This is a genomic window from Acinetobacter sp. 826659 (assembly GCF_000588515.1).
GTDB lineage: Bacteria > Pseudomonadota > Gammaproteobacteria > Pseudomonadales > Moraxellaceae > Acinetobacter > Acinetobacter pittii.
This window is the reverse complement of the sequence record NZ_JFYD01000008.1, coordinates 16,749-34,501: the sequence shown is the minus strand read 5'-3', so window position 1 is coordinate 34,501 and position 17,753 is coordinate 16,749. Positions and strand designations below refer to the sequence as shown.

The window sequence follows — 17,753 nt, the reverse complement described above, 5'->3', positions numbered from 1 at the left end:
GTCTCATTCTTTCGTCACAAATTCTTTCATCTCTACAATCAGGCCTACTGTTCTTTCAGCTTCTTGCAGACTTATAGATTGGTTTGGCTGTCCGTTTATTTTTTTAATAAAATCGGTAACCATTTCCAAATACATTTGGTTTTTATCCCAGTCAGGGGCGCTATAAATTTCTTGTTGCTCTTTAGCCTTAATAAGCACAACTTCATTTCGAATTAAATCCCACTCAATACATCCTTCACTGCCAATAAAACGACATTTACGATGTGCTTTGCGCTGCAAAAAATCTAAGTGGATATTTACAACAGCTCCTTTCGCTGTTGTCATTAAAAGATCGGCATTATCCTCGACTTCTAAACCGAGCTCTTCTGAAGCACGTAAAACGACATATTTAGGAGTAAGCGAACCTAAAATCCATTGAGCATAATCTAACTCGTGACTCAGCTCTAATAGGACTCCTCCCCCCAATTCAGTTTTAGCAGATACTGTTTCGCGATAATCCTTGGTAGGTCGCCAATCTGGTAAATACTGACCAATTTCAATAAATGCATTATATAAGTTTCCAATGACACCCTCTTGTATCATTTGTCGTACTTGCTGCGCTGAAGGTAAATAGCGCAAACAGTAACCTACTGCTACAGGTGTCTTATACTGGGCTTCTGCATCAATTAAAGCTTGAGCATCTGTCTGGGTAACTGAAACTGGTTTTTCTATTAATACAGGGATACCTGCTTTAATAAGTGGTATTGCATGTTGGGCATGAAAAGGAGCTGGTGAGGCAATTATTGCAAACTGAACTTGCAACTGAATAATTTCATCAACACTTTCTGCTATATGATCGCTATCAGTCACTGGCTCTTTAGGAATACGACCACTAGCAGACATCACAATTAATTTTGCTTCAGGAAAAAGCATTTTAAGGTTACGACGATGTCGGGTAGCAATATTACCTAAACCAATAACAGCAATATTTTTCATATTATTCTAGACCCAACATATGAATATCTTTTTGCGCACGGTTGTAGTCTTCCATATGACCGATGTCGAGCCAATATTCATGTAAAGGATAACTTAAGACTTTATTTTTCTTTTCCATTTGCTGTTCTAAGATAGTTGGCATACCAATAAACTGTGCATTAACTTGAGCCAACAATTCAGGTGAAATGACATAAATACCTGTATTAATATCAAAGAAATAACTTGGTTTTTCAGTCATGCTTTGTATTACATTATCTTCGGAGTTTACTACGCCATAAGGAATTTGATATTGGAACTCTCGCACACACATCGTTGCAATAGCTTCGCGCTTTTCATGAAAGTCCAATAATTTTTCAAAATTCATATTTGTTAATACATCACCATTAATGACAATGAATGGCAATTTAATATCTGATGCTGGCAATAAACTCAATGCACCGCCAGTTCCAAGCGGATCAGTTTCATGTACATATTGAATCTGTACGTCAAACTTCTCACCATTACCAAAATGCTCATTAATCACTTCTGGTAAATAATGAGTAGAAATATAAAATTTGTAAAAGCCTTGATTTTTAAAGCTTGAGATAATGGTTTCTAGTAAAGGCTTACCACCAACAGGTAACATTGGTTTTGGGCATGTATCTGTCAATGGGCGTAAACGTGTACCAAAACCACCAGCCATAATAAAAACTGGATTTTCTTTACGTTTTTTACGAATCAAATCATCAAGCGTAATAATATTAACGAGTTGATTATTTTTAATTACTGGTAATGCCAGATAACTTTTTTCACGCATGATCTCAAAAATCTGGCGGTTATTTAAGCTACCTTCTTCAATACTATAAGGATTAGTATGCATGATTGTTTCAACAGCTGCATGCACATCTTGGCCTTTTAAAAGCCCTCTACGAATATCACCGTCTGTAATACTTCCGATCAATTGATTGTGATCATCAACGACCAAAACAATTCTTAAAGCATATAGATCAAGTAGCTCTAATGCTTTCAAAATTGAATCATTTTTATGCAAAATTATATTATTAACATCTCTAGTCACGACTTAATTCCTTAGCAGGTGATCCAATATAGACCTTATTCGGTTCCGTATGTTTCACAACCACGGCACCCGCGCCTATAACGGAGTTTTCACCTAAATATTTCAATTGCTCTGGACTTTTGCCCGGCAAAATAGCAGCATTTGTTCCAATGTAAGTGCCTTGCTTCAAATGAATACAACCAGACACATTAACACCTGGCATGACAGAAACGTAGTTTTCTAGAATACAATCGTGCCCAATTGTGCTGTTAAAACTTACTATAATAAAATGACCAAAACGACATGAATTTGTAATTCTCGCTCCAGCTGCAATTACCACACCTTTACTATGTTCTAGCAATTCTCGAATGCCATAGCCAAGTGATGATTGAGAATGAATCAAATTGGGATAAGATAAATCGGCATAAGCTTCATATATTCTTTTACGAATCTTCGGATCAGCAACACCTATCGCATATACCGTATCCGTTAATGTCGGTATTACTGATTCAGGCAAAATGGGGAAACCAAGTAAGGTGTCACCATCTTTGGCATTTCTTTCTAAAAAAAATATATGGCGGTAGCCTTGATCTATTGCTAAATCTACTAGCTCTTTTGCAAAGCCACCTGAACCAAAAATCGCCAGTTTTTTCATTTAAATTTCAATAAAATCGTTCTTTTTAAAGCTACGTTTTGCTTTTGTACCAACAACATCCCAATACTTATTTGGTTCTAAACAAACGCGACCAGCTCGTTTTGTCGTGACATTGTCAGAGGTTAAAAGCTCCCCTTCCGCAATATCTGTTTTAGCCACAATACTACGACGTACTAAGTAATAGTTATCGCTTTCTTGCTCTAGCATAAATTTAATACCGTCGCCTAAAGCTGCATGTGTTTTATGTAAAATTTCGACATAATGCTTAAATTCATCTGGTTCCATTGATGCTGCGTGGTCTGGACCAGCCATCGTTTTATCTAATGTAATATGCTTCTCAAAAATGCGAGCACCGAGACTTACACCAATAACCGCTGCATATTCATCAAGCGTATGGTCAGAAAATCCTGTTGCCAAATCAAATACATTTTTTAAAGTTGAAATGGCTTTAAGATTACTTTCTTCAAATAATGCTGGATATTGAGTCACACAGTGTAAGATAGAAACCTGTTCTTTCAACTGTTTACGTACTGAAATTTTAGAATAAGCTTCTCTAAATAACTGCTGAGATGGGCGAACTTCTGTTCCCTTATCGATAACAAAAGCAAATACTGATAAGGCTTGTTCAATATCACCTAAACTCGCTGTTCCTGTAGATAAAATGACATGCTTTTTTGAACATGCAATTTCATAAAGAAACGGTAAATTTGAAATATCAGCAGATGATACTTTCAAGTAAGGTACATCGATCTCATTCACCAAGAACTTCAAACTATCAGAGTCAAACGGCGTTGAAATAAAAGTAATTTGGTGTTCATCACAAAATTTCTGTATTTCTTCTGTCTGCTCATAAGTGAGCTCTAAACTTTTTACAAGCTCTAATTGGCTTTGACTAGAACCAGTATTTTCTTTTTGATATGCAGCCATTTCAGTTTGATCAGATAATAAACTATCTGCTTTAAATGTTTGAAATTTGACAGCATTCGCACCGCATTCTTTGGCTTTTAAAATAAGCTCTTTTGCTAACTCTACAGAGCCATTATGATTTACACCAATTTCTGCAATGACATAAATTTCGTCTTGATTAAAGATCATAAAATGGTGCCTTCTTTTTAAAATCCGTCGTTTTAATAAGTTCAATTATTTTCTGAGAAGTATTGCCTAACCCTAATGGTGGAACAACTTTACTCAATTCATCGTCTGGGAAATTAATTGCTTTTTGCAATGCTTCTAAAATTTCATTTTCGTCTAATTTAACATCAAGGATAGATTCACAACGCAAACGTCCTTTTTGTCGATCACCAATATTTACTGTTGGAACCTGTAACGCAGGAGCCTCTGATAAGCCACTTGATGAGTTACCCACCATAGCTAAAGCATTTTTCAAAACACTTAAATAATTTTGAATACCAAAACTCTTTACAAGCAATACGCGATCTGGCAACTGTGCTTTTAAATCAAGCATTGCTTTCACAATATTAGTATTACCATTGTCGGCATTTGGATAACTAAAAACAAAATTGACATCTTTTATTTGCTTAAGTGCATCAAATAAAGGCGCAACATTTTCTTCTAGTAAATTAGTTTCGGGATGATAAGTAATGAGAAAATATGGTTTTGAAAAATCAAAATCATATAATTCGCTTAATTCTGTAATATTTTTAAATGTTGTACGCTGGATATGATCTAACCCTAGCGCGCCAACATTAAATACCTTATCTGGTTGCTCGCCTAATTGAATAATTCGTTTCTTATATTCCTCTGCCGCGGCAAAATGAATATTAGACATTTTAGTAATCGCATGACGAATTGATTCGTCATATGCACCTTCAGTGATTTCACCACCATGCAAATGTGCAACAGGTACATGCATGATTAAAGCAGCTTGAGTCACTGCCAAAGCCTCGAAACGATCACCCAAAACAACTAATAAATCAGGTTGCATACGTTTCAATGCATCTGCAAATCCAAGTAAGCCAACACCCATTGATTTCACAACAGCGGACGACGTATCAGATGACAGTAGCATTTCTACCGATTCGGTAATTTCGAAACCATCTTGAACAATAGTTTTCCAAGTTTCGCCGTGCTCAGGTGAATAATGCATAGCCGTAGCTAGAATTTGTAACTCTAGCTCTGGATCTTGCTGAATATCTCGCATTAACCAATACAGCAAACCATATTCAGCTCGAGTTCCTGTAAAAACGGCTATTTTTTTCATTCTTATTACTCCAGAGGAACCGAACTTGGAATATTTACAACTCTTTCTTCAAACCATAATGAGTTAGTTAAATCGCCTTGTAATGCAGTTTGGTACATTGGCAATCTGGTCATTAAAGTCCAGATTGGGCGAGTCATAACCTTATTTGAATTGGTTTCATCCAAAATCAAATCTCGTTGTGCTTTATCTTTGCAAACAATGGCATTTAACCAATAGTTAGATCGGCAGTCTTCAGGTTCCACGACAAATGAAATATCACTGTCTTTAAAGAAATCTTGATATTGCTGAGCTAAATCACGCTTTTTAGCAAGGAAACCTTCCAAGCCTTCCATTTGTGCACAACCTAAAGCAGCATTCAAATTTGGTAAACGGTAGTTAAAACCATTTTCATCATGATAAAACTCATAAGGATGCGGTATTTTTGCAGTTGTCGTAATGTGCTTCGCTCTTATGCCAAGTTCTTCATCTTGACACAAGACCATACCGCCACCGCCTGTAGTGATGACTTTATTTCCGTTAAAGCTAAGTGCTGAAACTAGACCAAAAGTTCCGGTATGTTTACCTTTGTAGTAAGAACCTAAACTTTCAGCAGCGTCTTCAACTAATGCAATATTCCACTTGGTTACGACCTGTTGAAGCTCATCAATTTCAACAGGATGACCAAATGTATGCATTGGAACGATTGCAGAAATACGTTTATTAGTTGCTTTGTGTTTACATACACCTTGGTCATCAATAAAAGCATTTTCTTGCAAATAAGCGTCTAATGCCTTTGGGCACAAACCGAGTGTCTTTAATGAAACATCAATAAATAATGGTTCCGCACCAATATAAGACAAGGCATTACAAGTTGCGACAAAAGTCAAAGCTTGCGTAATTACGATATCGTCGCGCTTTACACCAGCTAGTAAAAGAGCAATATGTAATGCAGCTGTTCCATTAACAGTCGCAATGGCTTTAACGCAACCTGTAAATTGTTGAACCTTGGCTTCAAAGTCATTTACATAGGCACCAACACTAGAGACAAAAGTACTGTCAATTGTATCTAATACATATTTCTTTTCATTACCAAGAAAACGAGGTTCATGTAATGGAATAAAATTATTGGTACGATAAATATCTCGTACAAACTGATTAAATTTAGAAGTATCCATTACATTTTCCCATCTAAATATAAACCTGTTTCTTTGTGTCCAAAGTTAGGCATCATATAGTTAAATAGATCAACAATTTCTTCTTTATTCCAGTGCTTATTTAACAGCATTACATGAATTTTTTCTTCAAATACATGCAATTTATCTTCTTCAACATTTAGCTCGTTTTTAATAACCCCTAAATTATTAAAACGTTGCATATCTAAAGTTTCATTATCGGTAAAGAACTCTTCAAAATCTTTCTCACCCGTAGTTGTGCTTCCAGCAAATAAACAAGGCCATTTTCCTTGTTTTGGCAAAGTCTGAATTAAGCTACGCGCTTCATCCTCAGACTCACACAAATACGGCTCATATCCAAGGTTATTAAGATATTTGACTGCAATATCAGCAAAAGTAATGAGGTGTAAGTGCTCGCTAAGCTTAGGGAAGAAAATATCTCTATTCTCACCTAATAAACAAGACATGAGGCACAACTCACCTGACTCTTTTGGAGTAACGAAATAACGGCGAATATCATTTGGTGCAGCAATTGGCTGGTTTTTCTGAATACGTTGATTAAAACCATGTAATAAAGAACCATCTGAAAATGCAACATTCGCAAAACGAGCCGTTGAAATATCAATATGCTGACTTTGACGCATAAGGAACATTTCCATAATACGCTTTGAACCACCCATCATATTTACAGGGTTAGCAGCTTTATCTGTTGAAACACAGAAATACTTCTTTACGCCTTTTTCAATAGACTGCTGAATCGTTTTTTCAGTATTCAAAATATTGACATGAATCATTCGCATTAATGTAAATGGATCTTTTTCACTACGTACATGCTTCAAAGCAGAAAGATTTAAAACGTAGTCAAAATCACCATCATTCTGAATATATGCATCATACTCAGCAGAGCCAATATCTAGTGCAAATGTTTGGAAATCACCATCAATGTAGCCAAACGAGCTACGAATATCACGAACAACTTCTGTTAAATTATTTTCTGAAATATCAACAACGTGTAGTTTCTTAGGATTACGTTTAAAAATTTCTTTAACAACTGCTTGGCCAATAGACCCAGCCCCACCTAAAACTAAAAACTTCGATGAGGAAACAATTTCGATTAACTTATTATTCCAATGTTGAATATCATCAACAAAAAGCTCTTGTGTTCTGCCAATTAAATTTAATTGAATATCTGTAGACATTATAAAACCCTAATCAAAGTCTAATATTTGAACTTTCTTTATCCAAAACATATTTCAAATCATAAAGTACATGCTTTTCTTTACCTAAAGCATGGAACTCATCAACACTCATGGATTTAAACTGGTTATGTGCTACCGCAATGACGATCGCATCATACAAGCCTTGTTGTAATTCTTTAATTGGCGCTAGGCCATATTCGTGTTGTACTTCTGTATCATCGACCCATGGATCATAGATATCTAAATCTAAATCATACTCTTTCAGAGCTTTAATAAAATCGACAATTTTTGTATTACGAATATCTGGACAGTTTTCTTTAAAACTGAGTCCCATCACCAAAATACGAGCACCAACAACTTGTATACGCTGCTTCACCATTTCTTTGATAAGTTGGGTTGCCACATGTTCCCCCATACGATCATTTAAACGGCGAGCCGCTAATATAATTTCCGGATGTAATCCAATAGATTGGGCTTTATGGGTTAAATAATACGGATCTACCCCAATACAGTGCCCGCCTACTAATCCAGGACGAAATGGTAAAAAGTTCCACTTCGTTCCAGCAGCTTTAAGCACATCTTCTGTATCAATATCTAATTTATTAAAAATAAGTGCCAACTCATTAATAAGAGCAATATTGACGTCACGTTGTGTGTTTTCAATCACTTTAGCAGCTTCTGCTACTTTTATATTCGGCGCCTTATGAGTTCCTGCCTCAATTATAAGATTGTAGACATCATCAATATAATCAGCGATTTCAGGGGTAGAGCCTGAAGTAATTTTTAAAATATTAGTTACACGGTGAAGCTTATCACCTGGGTTAATTCGCTCAGGACTATAGCCTGCGAAAAAGTCTTGATTAAATTTTAAACCTGACACTTTTTCTAAAACAGGGATACATACCTCTTCTGTTGCACCTGGATATACAGTAGATTCATATACTACGACGTCCCCTTTTTTAAGCACCTGACCAATACTAGTCGATGCTTTAATTAAAGGTGTGAGATCCGGTTGTTTAAAGTCATCAATTGGTGTTGGAACCGTTACAATAAAAAAATTACTGTTTTTTAAGTCCTTCAAGTCAGCGGTATAACTTAATTGTTCCGCTTGTTGTAATTCTTGTGGTGACACTTCTAAGGTATGATCTTTACCGTTTTTGAGCTCATCAATACGTTTTTGATAAATATCAAAACCAACAACTGGTACTTTTTTCCCAAACTCAACTGCCAACGGCAAGCCTACATAGCCCAACCCAATAATTGCTATTTTTAAATTGGCAATTTGCATATAAACGAGCCTTTTTCCTTAGAGTTTATATCTAATAAATCATGCTTTTGGCACTGACAATGCAGCGTACTATATCAGATTTTAAGTTAGCACCGCATACCAATTGTATAAATGTGTTTACAGCACTTATAAGTAGAATTTATCAGTTTAGCTAAAATTATACATTTTTAATATTTCTGATGAATGACCACTGGTTAAATGGGTCAATCAGATAAACTAAACATACAAAGCTCTACGATTTTTCGATGTTTTTTCATTTCTTTTCAGCTAGAATCAGTTCAGCCTGCGTTTAATAGACGCTTGTTACTATGCAGTGGACAATATCAATTAAAGATAAATACACAAAGGGTTGCGTGTGAAGTATTGCCAGTTTTTTTCTGTTCTTGCCTTGAGTTTAAGTGCTGCCAGTTGTGCAGTTACTTCCGGTTTACAAACTTACGATATTCCTAATGAAGGCGTTTATAGAACAGACCTTGGAACTACCGTTAATGTAGTTAAAATTTCTCAAGAAACATTACCAGCGATACAACCTGCTCAAGTTGACTATCAACGTGACTATGCAGCTTTATTTAAAAATCAACAACCTATATATCGTTTAAGCCCAGGTGATGTTCTTTCTATTCAACTTTGGGCATATCCTGAAATTACTCCTCCTGTAAACAGTATTAGTAATGAACAATCCATTCAAGCGAATGGCTACCCTATAGATCAAAGTGGTTATATTCAATTTCCATTAGTAGGTCGCTATAAAGCTTCTGGTAAAACTTTAGCTCAAGTCAACCGTGAGCTACATAGTCAATTGGCCCGTTTCTTAAAAAATCCTGACGTTGTGGTTCGTGTTCTTTCATATGAAGGTCAGCGTTTTTCTGTACAAGGTAGTGTACTTAAGGGTGGCCAGTTCTATTTAAGTGATCAACCAGTTAGTGTATACACAGCTCTAGGGCTTGCTGGTGGAGTAACTGATAAAGGTGATAATACTTATATCCAACTCATCCGAAATGGCCAAACATATAATCTAAACACGATTGAATTAGAAAAAGCAGGCTATTCATTACACAAACTTTTAGTACAACCGAATGATACACTTTATGTCAGCACCCGAGAAAACCAGAAAATTTATGTGATGGGTGAGTCTGGTAAAAACCAAGCTTTACCAATGCGTGATCAAGGTATGACATTAAGCGATGCATTAGGTGAAAGCCTAGGTTTAAATCCTTTATCTGCTAGTGCTAGCCGTATTTATGTGTTGCGTACTAATCCAAATGACCGTACAACTGAACTCTACCATTTAAATTTAATGAGTATTGGCGACTTCGGTTTAGCAAATCAATTTAAATTACGTAGTAATGATATTGTCTATGTAGATGCAACTGGCTTAACTCGCTGGCAGCGTGTTGTCAATCAAATTATCCCATTCTCAAGTGCTTTATATAACATAGATCGTTTGGGACAGTAATATTATGCAATTTAAGAATATTTTAGTGGTCTGTATTGGAAATATCTGCCGAAGTCCTATGGCAGAATATTTCTTAAAACAGCAATATCCTCACTTAAATATCGAGTCTGCGGGTATTTCTGGGCTTACAGGCCATCAAGCAGATAGCAAAGCTCAACTTTGTATGCAACGTCTAGGCATTGATATGCAGCCTCATATTGCAAGAAAGTTAAGTGCAGAACATATTAAAAAAGCTGACCTTATTTTGGTCATGAGTCACAACCAGCAAAAGCATATTGAGCAAACATGGCCCTTCGCAAAAGGTAAAACCTATCGCTTAGGCCATTGGCAGAATAGAAATGTGCCCGATCCTTACCAGCACGACCAAGCTATTTTTGATGAAACCTGCCAGCTCATCCAACAATGTATTGCTGACTGGAAACCTTATATTTAACGCCAAGATTTTAAGCTTATGAACCAAAATACCAATACCGAAGATACAATTGATTTAAAAGAACTGTTTTTCTCACTGATTGCGCAGTGGAAATTAATTGCACTCTGCATCATTTTGAGTCTTGTATGCGCTCTACTCTATTTACGTGTAACACCAGACACCTATTCGGTTGATGCTTTGGTTCAGGTTGAAGACAGTAAAGGGGCTTCTGCTGCTCTTTTAGGTGATTTATCACAAATGATTGAGCAAAAATCACCAGCTCAAGCTGAGATAGAAATTTTAAAATCTCGTTTGGTTTTAGGTTCAGTTATTAGAGACTTACATCTCAATATACGAGTTTCTAGTACAGAGAATACTTTTACTCATCGCTTATTAAGCAATACTGAATATAAAACTGAATATAATAAAAACTCTGTTGTATTCAAAGACGGATTAAAAAGTTTTGAGATTCGTCAATTTGAAATTCCGGCTTATTACTTAGATAAAACATTACATCTTAACTTTGACAAACAATCATTGCGTTTAACCGACCCAACAACCGAAGAAGTTATATTGAATGTTCCTCTAAATCAGTTAAACCAAGTTACAGGACCACATGGTACTTGGAAAATTGCTCTATTCACAAAAGATCAATTTGATGCCACCTATAATATTACCAATCTATCGGTCCCTGCCGCTGTAAATGCCATTAGCGCAAATTATTCCGTAGCAGAACGCGGTAAGCTCACTGGTGTTTTAGGTTTAAATTATCAAGGCCAAGATAAAGAGCAGATCACTAAAGTACTTAATGCTATTTTAGCAACGTATAGTGCGCAAAATATTGAACGTCGTTCGGCAGAATCTGCTCAAACATTAAAGTTCTTAGATGAACAGCTTCCCGATTTGAAGAAGCAACTAGATGATGCAGAACGTCAATTTAACAAATTCCGCCAACAGTACAACACTGTTGATGTAACTAAAGAATCTGAACTTTATTTAACTCAAAGTATTACTTTAGAAACTAAAAAAGCTGAGCTTGAACAAAAGCAAGCTGAAATGGCAGCAAAATATACTGCCGAGCACCCAGCAATGCGTGAAATTAATGGGCAAATTACTGCTATTAATAAGCAAATTGGCGAACTTAACAGTACTTTAAAGCAACTTCCAGACGTACAACGTCAGTACTTACAGCTGTATCGTGAAGTAGAAGTTAAAACCCAGCTCTACACAGCACTTTTAAACTCATACCAACAACTTCGCATTGCCAAAGCGGGCGAAATTGGTAATGTTCGTATTGTAGACACTGCGGTTGAGCCAATTGAACCAATTAAGCCTAAAAAGTTCCAAATTTTAGTTTTGTCATTATTTTTGGGTGGCTTTATTGGAACCCTAGTTGCCTTATTACGTAATATGTTACGCACAGGTATTAAAGATTCGGGTCAAATTGAAAATGAGTTGGATTTACCAGTCTATGCAACTGTACCTCGTTCTCCAATTCAAGAAAGTCGTATCAAAATTTTAAAGAAGAAGAAGAGTATTCCTATTCTTGCAGTTAAAAACAGTGATGATATTGCAATTGAAAGCTTACGTAGTATCCGTACCGCCATTCACTTTGCTTTAGCAAATGCAAAAAACAATATCATTATGATTGCTGGCCCTTCACCAGAAGTTGGTAAATCATTTATTTCGACGAATCTTGCAACGATTTTTGCACAAGGCGACAAACGAGTACTATTGATTGATGCCGATATGCGTCGTGGTTATATGCATAAATACTTCGATGTTGATGTAAAACCAGGTCTTTCTGAATTGTTAAGTGGACAAGCTGATCTACAAAATGTATTACACAAAACTCCTGTGGCAAACCTTGATGTGATTACTCGCGGTAAGAGTCCAACAAATCCTTCAGAGATTTTAAGCTCTAACCAATTTAAAGAACTACTTGAACAACTACAAAGTCAGTATGACCACATCATTATTGATACCCCACCAGTACTTGCAGTAACCGATGGTATTATTATTTCGCAATATACAGGTGTGAACTTAATTGTTGCGCGTTATGCTAAGTCGCAAATGAAAGAGCTTGAATTAACGCTTAATCGCTTTGAACAAGCAGGTGTTAAAGTCAACGGCTTTATTCTTAACGATATTCAACGTGCCAGTGCGGGCTACGGTTATGGTTATAACTACGCTTACGCATATAAAGCGCAAAAAGAAGATTAACCGAAAAGTGATAAGAGAGCCGGATCAAATGATCCGGTTTTTTATTTAAGATTTTTTAAGTTTATTCCAACTAAAACTAACTAAAATATATAAAAAACCACTCGTTTTTTTTCTTAAACATTCTATGCTTAAGCATGCTAAGATCAAAAGCAGCCTTTTTAGACTCAAATGATTATTTTTGGAACCTTTTATGAGTAAAGCCTTACCCATTGCTGTCGCTGTAGTTTTAGGCGGTGCTGCACTTGTACCAGTTTATTATGCAAGCCAACATCCGACCACAGAAGTCGGAAGCAAAGCAAATAAAAATGCCTCTCCAATTGAAAAAATCAGTTATGTTCTTGGGTACGAAGTTGCTCAGCAAACTCCACCTGAACTAGACACAAAATCATTTGTGAAAGGGATTCATGATGCTCGCAATAAGCAACCAAGTGCTTATACTCAAGAAGAGTTAAAAGCTGCTGTTGCTGCTTATGAAAAAGAATTGCAGCAAAAAATGCAACAACAAGATAAACCAGAGCAAGCTGCTGGAGCAGCGTCTGAATCTGCAGATGTTCAATTCCTTGCAGAAAATAAAACAAAAGCTGGTGTAAAAACTACAGCATCTGGCTTGCAATATATCATCACTAAAGAAGGCACAGGTAAACAACCAACTGCGCAGTCTATGGTTAAAGTACATTACGAAGGCCGATTAATTAATGGTCAAGTATTTGATAGTTCTTATAAGCGCGGTGAACCAGTTGAGTTTCCACTCAATCAGGTTATTCCAGGTTGGACTGAAGGGCTTCAGCTCATGAAAGAAGGTGGCAAAGCGACGTTCTTTATTCCATCTAATCTTGCTTATGGTCCTCAGGAACTTCCTGGTATTCCAGCAAACAGTACGCTGATTTTTGATGTAGAACTCATTTCAGTGAAATAAAAACATTCAGGAGAGTAAAGCAGTACTCTCCTTTTTTTTTGGAAAACGGCATGAAAAAAATTGGTTTAATTATTGCAACATCAACGATGAGTTTATCTATTTTTGCTGCTGCACCTATTACAAATAAAAGCCCGGCGAAAGAACAATTTAGTTATAGTTATGGCTATTTAATGGGTCGTAATAATACGGATGCTTTAACAGATTTAAATCTTGATATTTTTTACCAAGGCTTACAAGAAGGTGCTCAGAACAAAACAGCTCGCTTAACCGATGAAGAAATGGCGAAAGCAATTAATGATTATAAAAAAACATTAGAAGCTAAACAGCTAGTCGAATTTCAAAAACAAGGTCAACAAAACGCTCAGGCAGGTGCTGCATTTCTTGCTGATAATGCAAAAAAATCGGGTGTAATCACGACTAAATCAGGCCTCCAATATCAAGTATTAAAAGAAGGTACAGGTAAAAAACCGAAAGCTGTATCACGTGTTAAAGTGAATTATGAAGGTCGTTTACTCGACGGAACTGTGTTTGACAGCTCAATCGCACGTAATCATCCAGTTGAGTTTCAGCTCAGCCAAGTGATTGCAGGCTGGACTGAAGGTCTGCAAACCATGAAAGAAGGCGGTAAAACCCGTTTCTTTATCCCTGCAAATCTCGCTTACGGTGAAGTCGGTGCAGGTGACACGATTGGTCCGAATAGCACTTTAATTTTCGATATTGAATTGCTGCAAGTTTTGCCAAAATAAATGTATTAGTATAAAAAAAGCGATCATTTAAGATCGCTTTTTTATTTTTAGTGTTTTAAATCTCTTGGTCGAAAACCCGTAAGGATTAAACCGATCAGGTAAGCAATTATCCCAACTACGCATAGCCCTACGACTTCGGCAACACGTAACCACTGTGAAAGCTCTCCGTTATACCAATTGAGTCCAAACCAAAGCGCTGCAATCATAGCAAGGTTTGCTAAACCATATTGAAGTCCCAATTTCTTCCAATGTGAACCAAATCGGAAAATATTACGCTTATGCAAATAGAAGTAGAGTAAACCGGCATTTACTAACGCTGAACCTGAAGATGCTAGTGCAAGTGCCATATGTTCTGCATGCCAATCAATAAGCTTAAAGAAACCAATAAATACAACGTTTAAAATTGCATTGGCTGCGACCGACATTAAGCCTACGCGCACTGGTGTTTTTGTGTCTTGTTGTGCATAGAAACCAGGTGCAAATACTTTAATAAGCATGAAAGAAATTACGCCAGCGCTCATACATTGCAATGCTAGAGCTGTCATTTGTGTATCACGTAGATCAAACTCACCACGCTGGAATAATGCTTGAATAATCGGTGTTGAAAGCATAAATAAAGCGATACTTGCTGGCAATCCTACCAATACAATGACTTTTGCAGCCCAGTCGATCATGCCGCGGAACTTTGCTTGATCCTGCTCTGCATGACGGGCAGAAAGCGAAGGCAAAATTACTGTACCAATCGCAACACCAATTAAACCTAAAGGTAGCTCAGTCATACGTTCGGCACTGTAGAGCCAAGACACTGAACCATCTTGCATAAAAGATGCCCAAATCGTATTTAACAGCAGGTTAATCTGAGTCACCGATACACCAAATAATGCTGGAAGCATTAATTTTAAAATACGTTCTACACCTTCATGTTTAAAATCAACTTTAGGTGGAATTAGTAGGTTTTTACGCCACAATTCAGGAATTTGTATCGCTAACTGTAATACCCCAGCCGCAACAACTGACCAGCCTAATGCTTTGATTGGCTCAGCCATATACGGCGTAAGCCACCACGCTCCTGCAATCATCGCTACATTTAATAAAACTGGCGAAAAAGCAGGTGAAGCGAACGAGCCATAACTATTTAAGATGCTGCTGGCAAAAGCCGTGAGCGACATAAACATTAAATATGGAATAGTCAAACGGAACATGCTGACAGCTAAATCGAACTTTTCCGGATCACTGTGGAAGCCCGGTGCGTACATATAGATGATTGCAGGTGCTAAAACCATAGCCACAAAAGTCAGTAAGGTCATAACTGTTAGCAAACAGCCAAATACCCGACTAATTAAGATCTGTACTTCAGCGTGTGCTCGACCCGTTTTATATTCAGTTAAGACTGGGATAAAGGCCTGAGAAAAGGCGCCTTCGGCAAATAGTCGTCGAAAGAAGTTGGGAATACGAAAAGCGACGACGAAGGTATCAAAATCTTTACCTGCACCAAACACGTTGAGCAATACGACATCACGCACGAGCCCTAACACTCGTGACAACATCGTCATTGCACTGACAATAAAAGTCGATCGCCACAATGCCATCGCACTCACCTACAGCTATATTCGAAAGACGCTATTGTAATGAAACTAGAAAATCTTTTCGTTGTGAAATGATGAATGAACTCAAGTTTTTTTCTGTGCTAACAGTTGTCTAAAGTGTTGCCATTTAAAATAAGGCCCCGGATCGGTTTTTCGGCCTGGTGCAACATCCGAATGCCCTGCAATATGGTTTTTAATTTCAGGATAAGCCTGACGGATAGCGGTAACAACGTCAGTTAATACTTCATATTGTACGTCTTCAAAAGGTAAATCATCACTTCCTTCAAGTTCTATACCAATTGAATAATCATTGCATTCTACTTTAGCTAAATAACTTGAACGCCCTGCATGCCATGCTCTCTCGTTAAAGTTAACAAACTGTAGGACTTCACCTGTACGTAAAATTAACAGATGTGTAGAAACCTGCATGCCTTCAATAGTCTGAAAATAAGGATGAACTGACCAATCTAAATTGTTTTGAAAAAACTGCTCAATATAGCCACCTCCAAATTGAGACGGCGGCAAACTAATATTATGAACCACAATCATTTGAATTTCGGTGCCAGTCGGACGCTGGTTAAAATTTGGAGAAGGGATTTGTCTCGCCCCTTTTAATTGTCCATCTATAACTTCATACGGTGTGATTTGCTTCATTGAGACGCCAATAAATTGCTTGCCAATTGTTTTAGTTTAAAACAGTTATGTGCTTTTCAAAGTAGTAAATGCGATTGTTTATCGCGATTAATCTCATAAAACAGCTTATTTTTCAGGTCGACGGTGCTAATATATCGCAAGTTTTAGGGTCATCGACAAAATGGAAACCGTATGAGCATACCTCAGTCTTTGCTTGAACAATCAATTCAAATCAATATTCAACAAGCATTACAAGAAGATATTGGGGACGGTGACATTCCCGCGATGCTCACACCTGAAGATGAGCAAGCCACTGCAACCATTATTAGCCGCGAAGATATGGTTTTAGCTGGACAACCGTGGGTTAATGCGCTCATCTCAGCTTATGACAATACTGTTCAAGTGACTTGGCTAAAACAAGAAGGTGAACGTGTTGCTGCAAACGAAGCATTTTTAAAACTTGCAGGTTCTGCACGTAGCTTACTTACTGTAGAGCGCCCTGCTTTAAACTTTATTCAAACTTTGTCTGCTGTTGCTACAAAAACTGCTGAATATGTTCAGCATCTTGAAGGTTTAAATACAAAACTTCTCGATACACGTAAAACTTTACCAGGCTTACGTATTGCACAAAAATATGCTGTTGCTATTGGCGGTGGACAAAACCATCGTCTTGGTTTATTTGATGCGTTCTTAATTAAAGAAAACCATATTATGGCAGCGGGTGGTATTGCTCAAGCAATCACCAAAGCACATCAAATTGCACCGGGCAAACCTGTTGAAGTCGAAGTTGAAACTTGGGATGAACTAAACCAAGCACTTGAAGCTGGGGCGGACATTGTCATGCTCGATAACTTCAGTCAACAGCAAATGATTGATGCCGTAAAACATGTGGCGGGCCGCTGTAAACTCGAAGCATCTGGCAATATCACTATTGAAAACTTGCGTGAAGTTGCCACCACTGGCGTTGACTATATTTCTATGGGCGTCCTAACTAAAGACGTTAGAGCTGTTGATTTATCTATGCGTTTTAATGCTTAGATAAAATCTGCGTCATTATTGGTATTTTTTTGCGACTTGGTCATGTCTGCCGCTTGTGTTTTTTGCCACGCTGACTGAGTCGCTTGTGCCCCACTATCACGTGGATCGGCAGCCATTAGAACAAATGTCACTACTGCTAATAATACAATAAAACCTTGTAGCATAAATTTTCCCCATTACTTTAAAAATTCAGGGTTTCAAGGTAAAAGATAAATATG

The 17,753-nt window shown here is 37.2% G+C and carries 17 protein-coding genes; 6 read left to right on the top strand and 11 right to left on the bottom strand.

The annotated features are described in order from the left end of the window. Window positions 1-3: 3 nt before the first annotated feature. Genes J663_RS15960 through tviB form a run of 8 tightly spaced genes read right to left on the bottom strand, consistent with a single transcriptional unit; the run spans window position 4 to window position 8,525 of the window. Window positions 4-975 carry a Gfo/Idh/MocA family protein gene (locus tag J663_RS15960; protein WP_033850889.1) on the bottom strand — a complete coding sequence of 324 codons (972 nt, stop codon included), beginning with the start codon at window positions 973-975 and terminating at the stop codon, window positions 4-6. A 1-nt stretch (window position 976) separates the two neighbouring features. Next, window positions 977-2,032: a nucleotidyltransferase family protein gene (locus tag J663_RS15955; protein ID WP_002063376.1), complete on the bottom strand. Its 1,056-nt coding sequence runs from the start codon at window positions 2,030-2,032 to the stop codon at window positions 977-979. After that, window positions 2,025-2,666 (bottom strand): sugar O-acyltransferase, encoded by a 642-nt coding sequence (locus tag J663_RS15950; protein ID WP_032005740.1) that lies wholly within the window; start codon window positions 2,664-2,666, stop codon window positions 2,025-2,027. Before J663_RS15950 ends, J663_RS15955 begins: the two co-directional genes overlap by 8 nt. Next, window positions 2,667-3,761 (bottom strand): N-acetylneuraminate synthase family protein, encoded by a 1,095-nt coding sequence (locus tag J663_RS15945; RefSeq protein WP_033850885.1) that lies wholly within the window; start codon window positions 3,759-3,761, stop codon window positions 2,667-2,669. It lies immediately after the preceding gene. Then, window positions 3,751-4,887 (bottom strand): UDP-N-acetylglucosamine 2-epimerase, encoded by a 1,137-nt coding sequence (neuC, locus tag J663_RS15940; protein WP_033850883.1) that lies wholly within the window; start codon window positions 4,885-4,887, stop codon window positions 3,751-3,753. The genes J663_RS15945 and neuC overlap by 11 nt, the downstream gene beginning before the upstream one ends. Window positions 4,888-4,892: 5 nt before the next feature. Next, entirely contained in the window at window positions 4,893-6,041 is a 1,149-nt protein-coding gene (locus tag J663_RS15935) for a LegC family aminotransferase (RefSeq protein WP_033850881.1), read from the bottom strand. Further along, the gene (locus J663_RS15930; protein WP_033850878.1) at window positions 6,041-7,237 is read right to left on the bottom strand and encodes a UDP-N-acetylglucosamine 4,6-dehydratase; all 1,197 of its coding nucleotides are present in this window, start codon (window positions 7,235-7,237) and stop codon (window positions 6,041-6,043) included. The genes J663_RS15935 and J663_RS15930 overlap by 1 nt, the downstream gene beginning before the upstream one ends. A 13-nt stretch (window positions 7,238-7,250) precedes the next feature. Further along, window positions 7,251-8,525, bottom strand: coding sequence for a Vi polysaccharide biosynthesis UDP-N-acetylglucosamine C-6 dehydrogenase TviB (tviB, locus tag J663_RS15925; protein ID WP_033850876.1), 1,275 nt, complete (start codon window positions 8,523-8,525; stop codon window positions 7,251-7,253). Window positions 8,526-8,880: 355 nt separating this feature from the next. On the opposite strand from tviB, the gene J663_RS15920 reads away from it, so the two are divergent. The 5 genes from J663_RS15920 (at window position 8,881) to J663_RS15900 (ending at window position 14,278) form a co-directional block, all read left to right on the top strand. Further along, on the top strand, window positions 8,881-9,981 hold the full coding sequence (locus tag J663_RS15920) for a polysaccharide biosynthesis/export family protein (protein WP_033850874.1): 1,101 nt from the start codon (window positions 8,881-8,883) through the stop codon (window positions 9,979-9,981). Window positions 9,982-9,985: 4 nt separating this feature from the next. Further along, window positions 9,986-10,414 carry a low molecular weight protein-tyrosine-phosphatase gene (locus J663_RS15915; protein WP_033850872.1) on the top strand — a complete coding sequence of 143 codons (429 nt, stop codon included), beginning with the start codon at window positions 9,986-9,988 and terminating at the stop codon, window positions 10,412-10,414. A gap of 18 nt (window positions 10,415-10,432) precedes the next feature. Further along, entirely contained in the window at window positions 10,433-12,616 is a 2,184-nt protein-coding gene (locus J663_RS15910; RefSeq protein WP_033850871.1) for a polysaccharide biosynthesis tyrosine autokinase, read from the top strand. A 190-nt stretch (window positions 12,617-12,806) separates the two neighbouring features. Then, the gene (locus tag J663_RS15905; protein ID WP_014208039.1) at window positions 12,807-13,532 is read left to right on the top strand and encodes an FKBP-type peptidyl-prolyl cis-trans isomerase; all 726 of its coding nucleotides are present in this window, start codon (window positions 12,807-12,809) and stop codon (window positions 13,530-13,532) included. A 50-nt stretch (window positions 13,533-13,582) separates the two neighbouring features. Beyond that, entirely contained in the window at window positions 13,583-14,278 is a 696-nt protein-coding gene (locus tag J663_RS15900; protein ID WP_033850869.1) for an FKBP-type peptidyl-prolyl cis-trans isomerase, read from the top strand. A 47-nt stretch (window positions 14,279-14,325) separates the two neighbouring features. Here J663_RS15900 and murJ read toward each other — a convergent pair whose 3' ends face one another. Next, complete coding sequence (gene murJ, locus J663_RS15895; RefSeq protein WP_171061948.1) at window positions 14,326-15,876, bottom strand: murein biosynthesis integral membrane protein MurJ; 1,551 nt, start codon at window positions 15,874-15,876, stop codon at window positions 14,326-14,328. Window positions 15,877-15,948: 72 nt separating this feature from the next. Further along, window positions 15,949-16,518, bottom strand: a complete 570-nt coding sequence (gene ampD, locus J663_RS15890) for a 1,6-anhydro-N-acetylmuramyl-L-alanine amidase AmpD (protein WP_033850865.1) — start codon at window positions 16,516-16,518, stop codon at window positions 15,949-15,951. Between the two features lie 171 nt (window positions 16,519-16,689). On the opposite strand from ampD, the gene nadC reads away from it, so the two are divergent. After that, a complete protein-coding gene (nadC, locus tag J663_RS15885) occupies window positions 16,690-17,535 on the top strand; it encodes a carboxylating nicotinate-nucleotide diphosphorylase (RefSeq protein WP_033850864.1) in 846 nt (281 codons plus the stop codon). Here the strand turns inward: nadC and J663_RS19190 are convergent. Further along, window positions 17,532-17,699 (bottom strand): hypothetical protein, encoded by a 168-nt coding sequence (locus tag J663_RS19190; protein ID WP_000938939.1) that lies wholly within the window; start codon window positions 17,697-17,699, stop codon window positions 17,532-17,534. The genes nadC and J663_RS19190 overlap by 4 nt on opposite strands. Between the last annotated feature and the right edge of the window lie 54 nt (window positions 17,700-17,753).

Bases quoted from the DNA above. Each gene is read 5' to 3' on its own strand.
- J663_RS15960 (WP_033850889.1), bottom strand. From the start codon at position 975: ATGAAAAATATTGCTGTTATTGGTTTAGGTAATATTGCTACCCGACAT.
- J663_RS15950 (WP_032005740.1), bottom strand. From the start codon at position 2,666: ATGAAAAAACTGGCGATTTTTGGTTCAGGTGGCTTTGCAAAAGAGCTA.
- J663_RS15945 (WP_033850885.1), bottom strand. From the start codon at position 3,761: ATGATCTTTAATCAAGACGAAATTTATGTCATTGCAGAAATTGGTGTA.
- neuC (WP_033850883.1), bottom strand. From the start codon at position 4,887: ATGAAAAAAATAGCCGTTTTTACAGGAACTCGAGCTGAATATGGTTTG.
- J663_RS15935 (WP_033850881.1), bottom strand. From the start codon at position 6,041: ATGGATACTTCTAAATTTAATCAGTTTGTACGAGATATTTATCGTACC.
- J663_RS15930 (WP_033850878.1), bottom strand. From the start codon at position 7,237: ATGTCTACAGATATTCAATTAAATTTAATTGGCAGAACACAAGAGCTT.
- tviB (WP_033850876.1), bottom strand. From the start codon at position 8,525: ATGCAAATTGCCAATTTAAAAATAGCAATTATTGGGTTGGGCTATGTA.
- J663_RS15915 (WP_033850872.1), top strand. From the start codon at position 9,986: ATGCAATTTAAGAATATTTTAGTGGTCTGTATTGGAAATATCTGCCGA.
- J663_RS15910 (WP_033850871.1), top strand. From the start codon at position 10,433: ATGAACCAAAATACCAATACCGAAGATACAATTGATTTAAAAGAACTG.
- J663_RS15905 (WP_014208039.1), top strand. From the start codon at position 12,807: ATGAGTAAAGCCTTACCCATTGCTGTCGCTGTAGTTTTAGGCGGTGCT.
- J663_RS15900 (WP_033850869.1), top strand. From the start codon at position 13,583: ATGAAAAAAATTGGTTTAATTATTGCAACATCAACGATGAGTTTATCT.
- ampD (WP_033850865.1), bottom strand. From the start codon at position 16,518: ATGAAGCAAATCACACCGTATGAAGTTATAGATGGACAATTAAAAGGG.
- nadC (WP_033850864.1), top strand. From the start codon at position 16,690: ATGAGCATACCTCAGTCTTTGCTTGAACAATCAATTCAAATCAATATT.
- J663_RS19190 (WP_000938939.1), bottom strand. From the start codon at position 17,699: ATGCTACAAGGTTTTATTGTATTATTAGCAGTAGTGACATTTGTTCTA.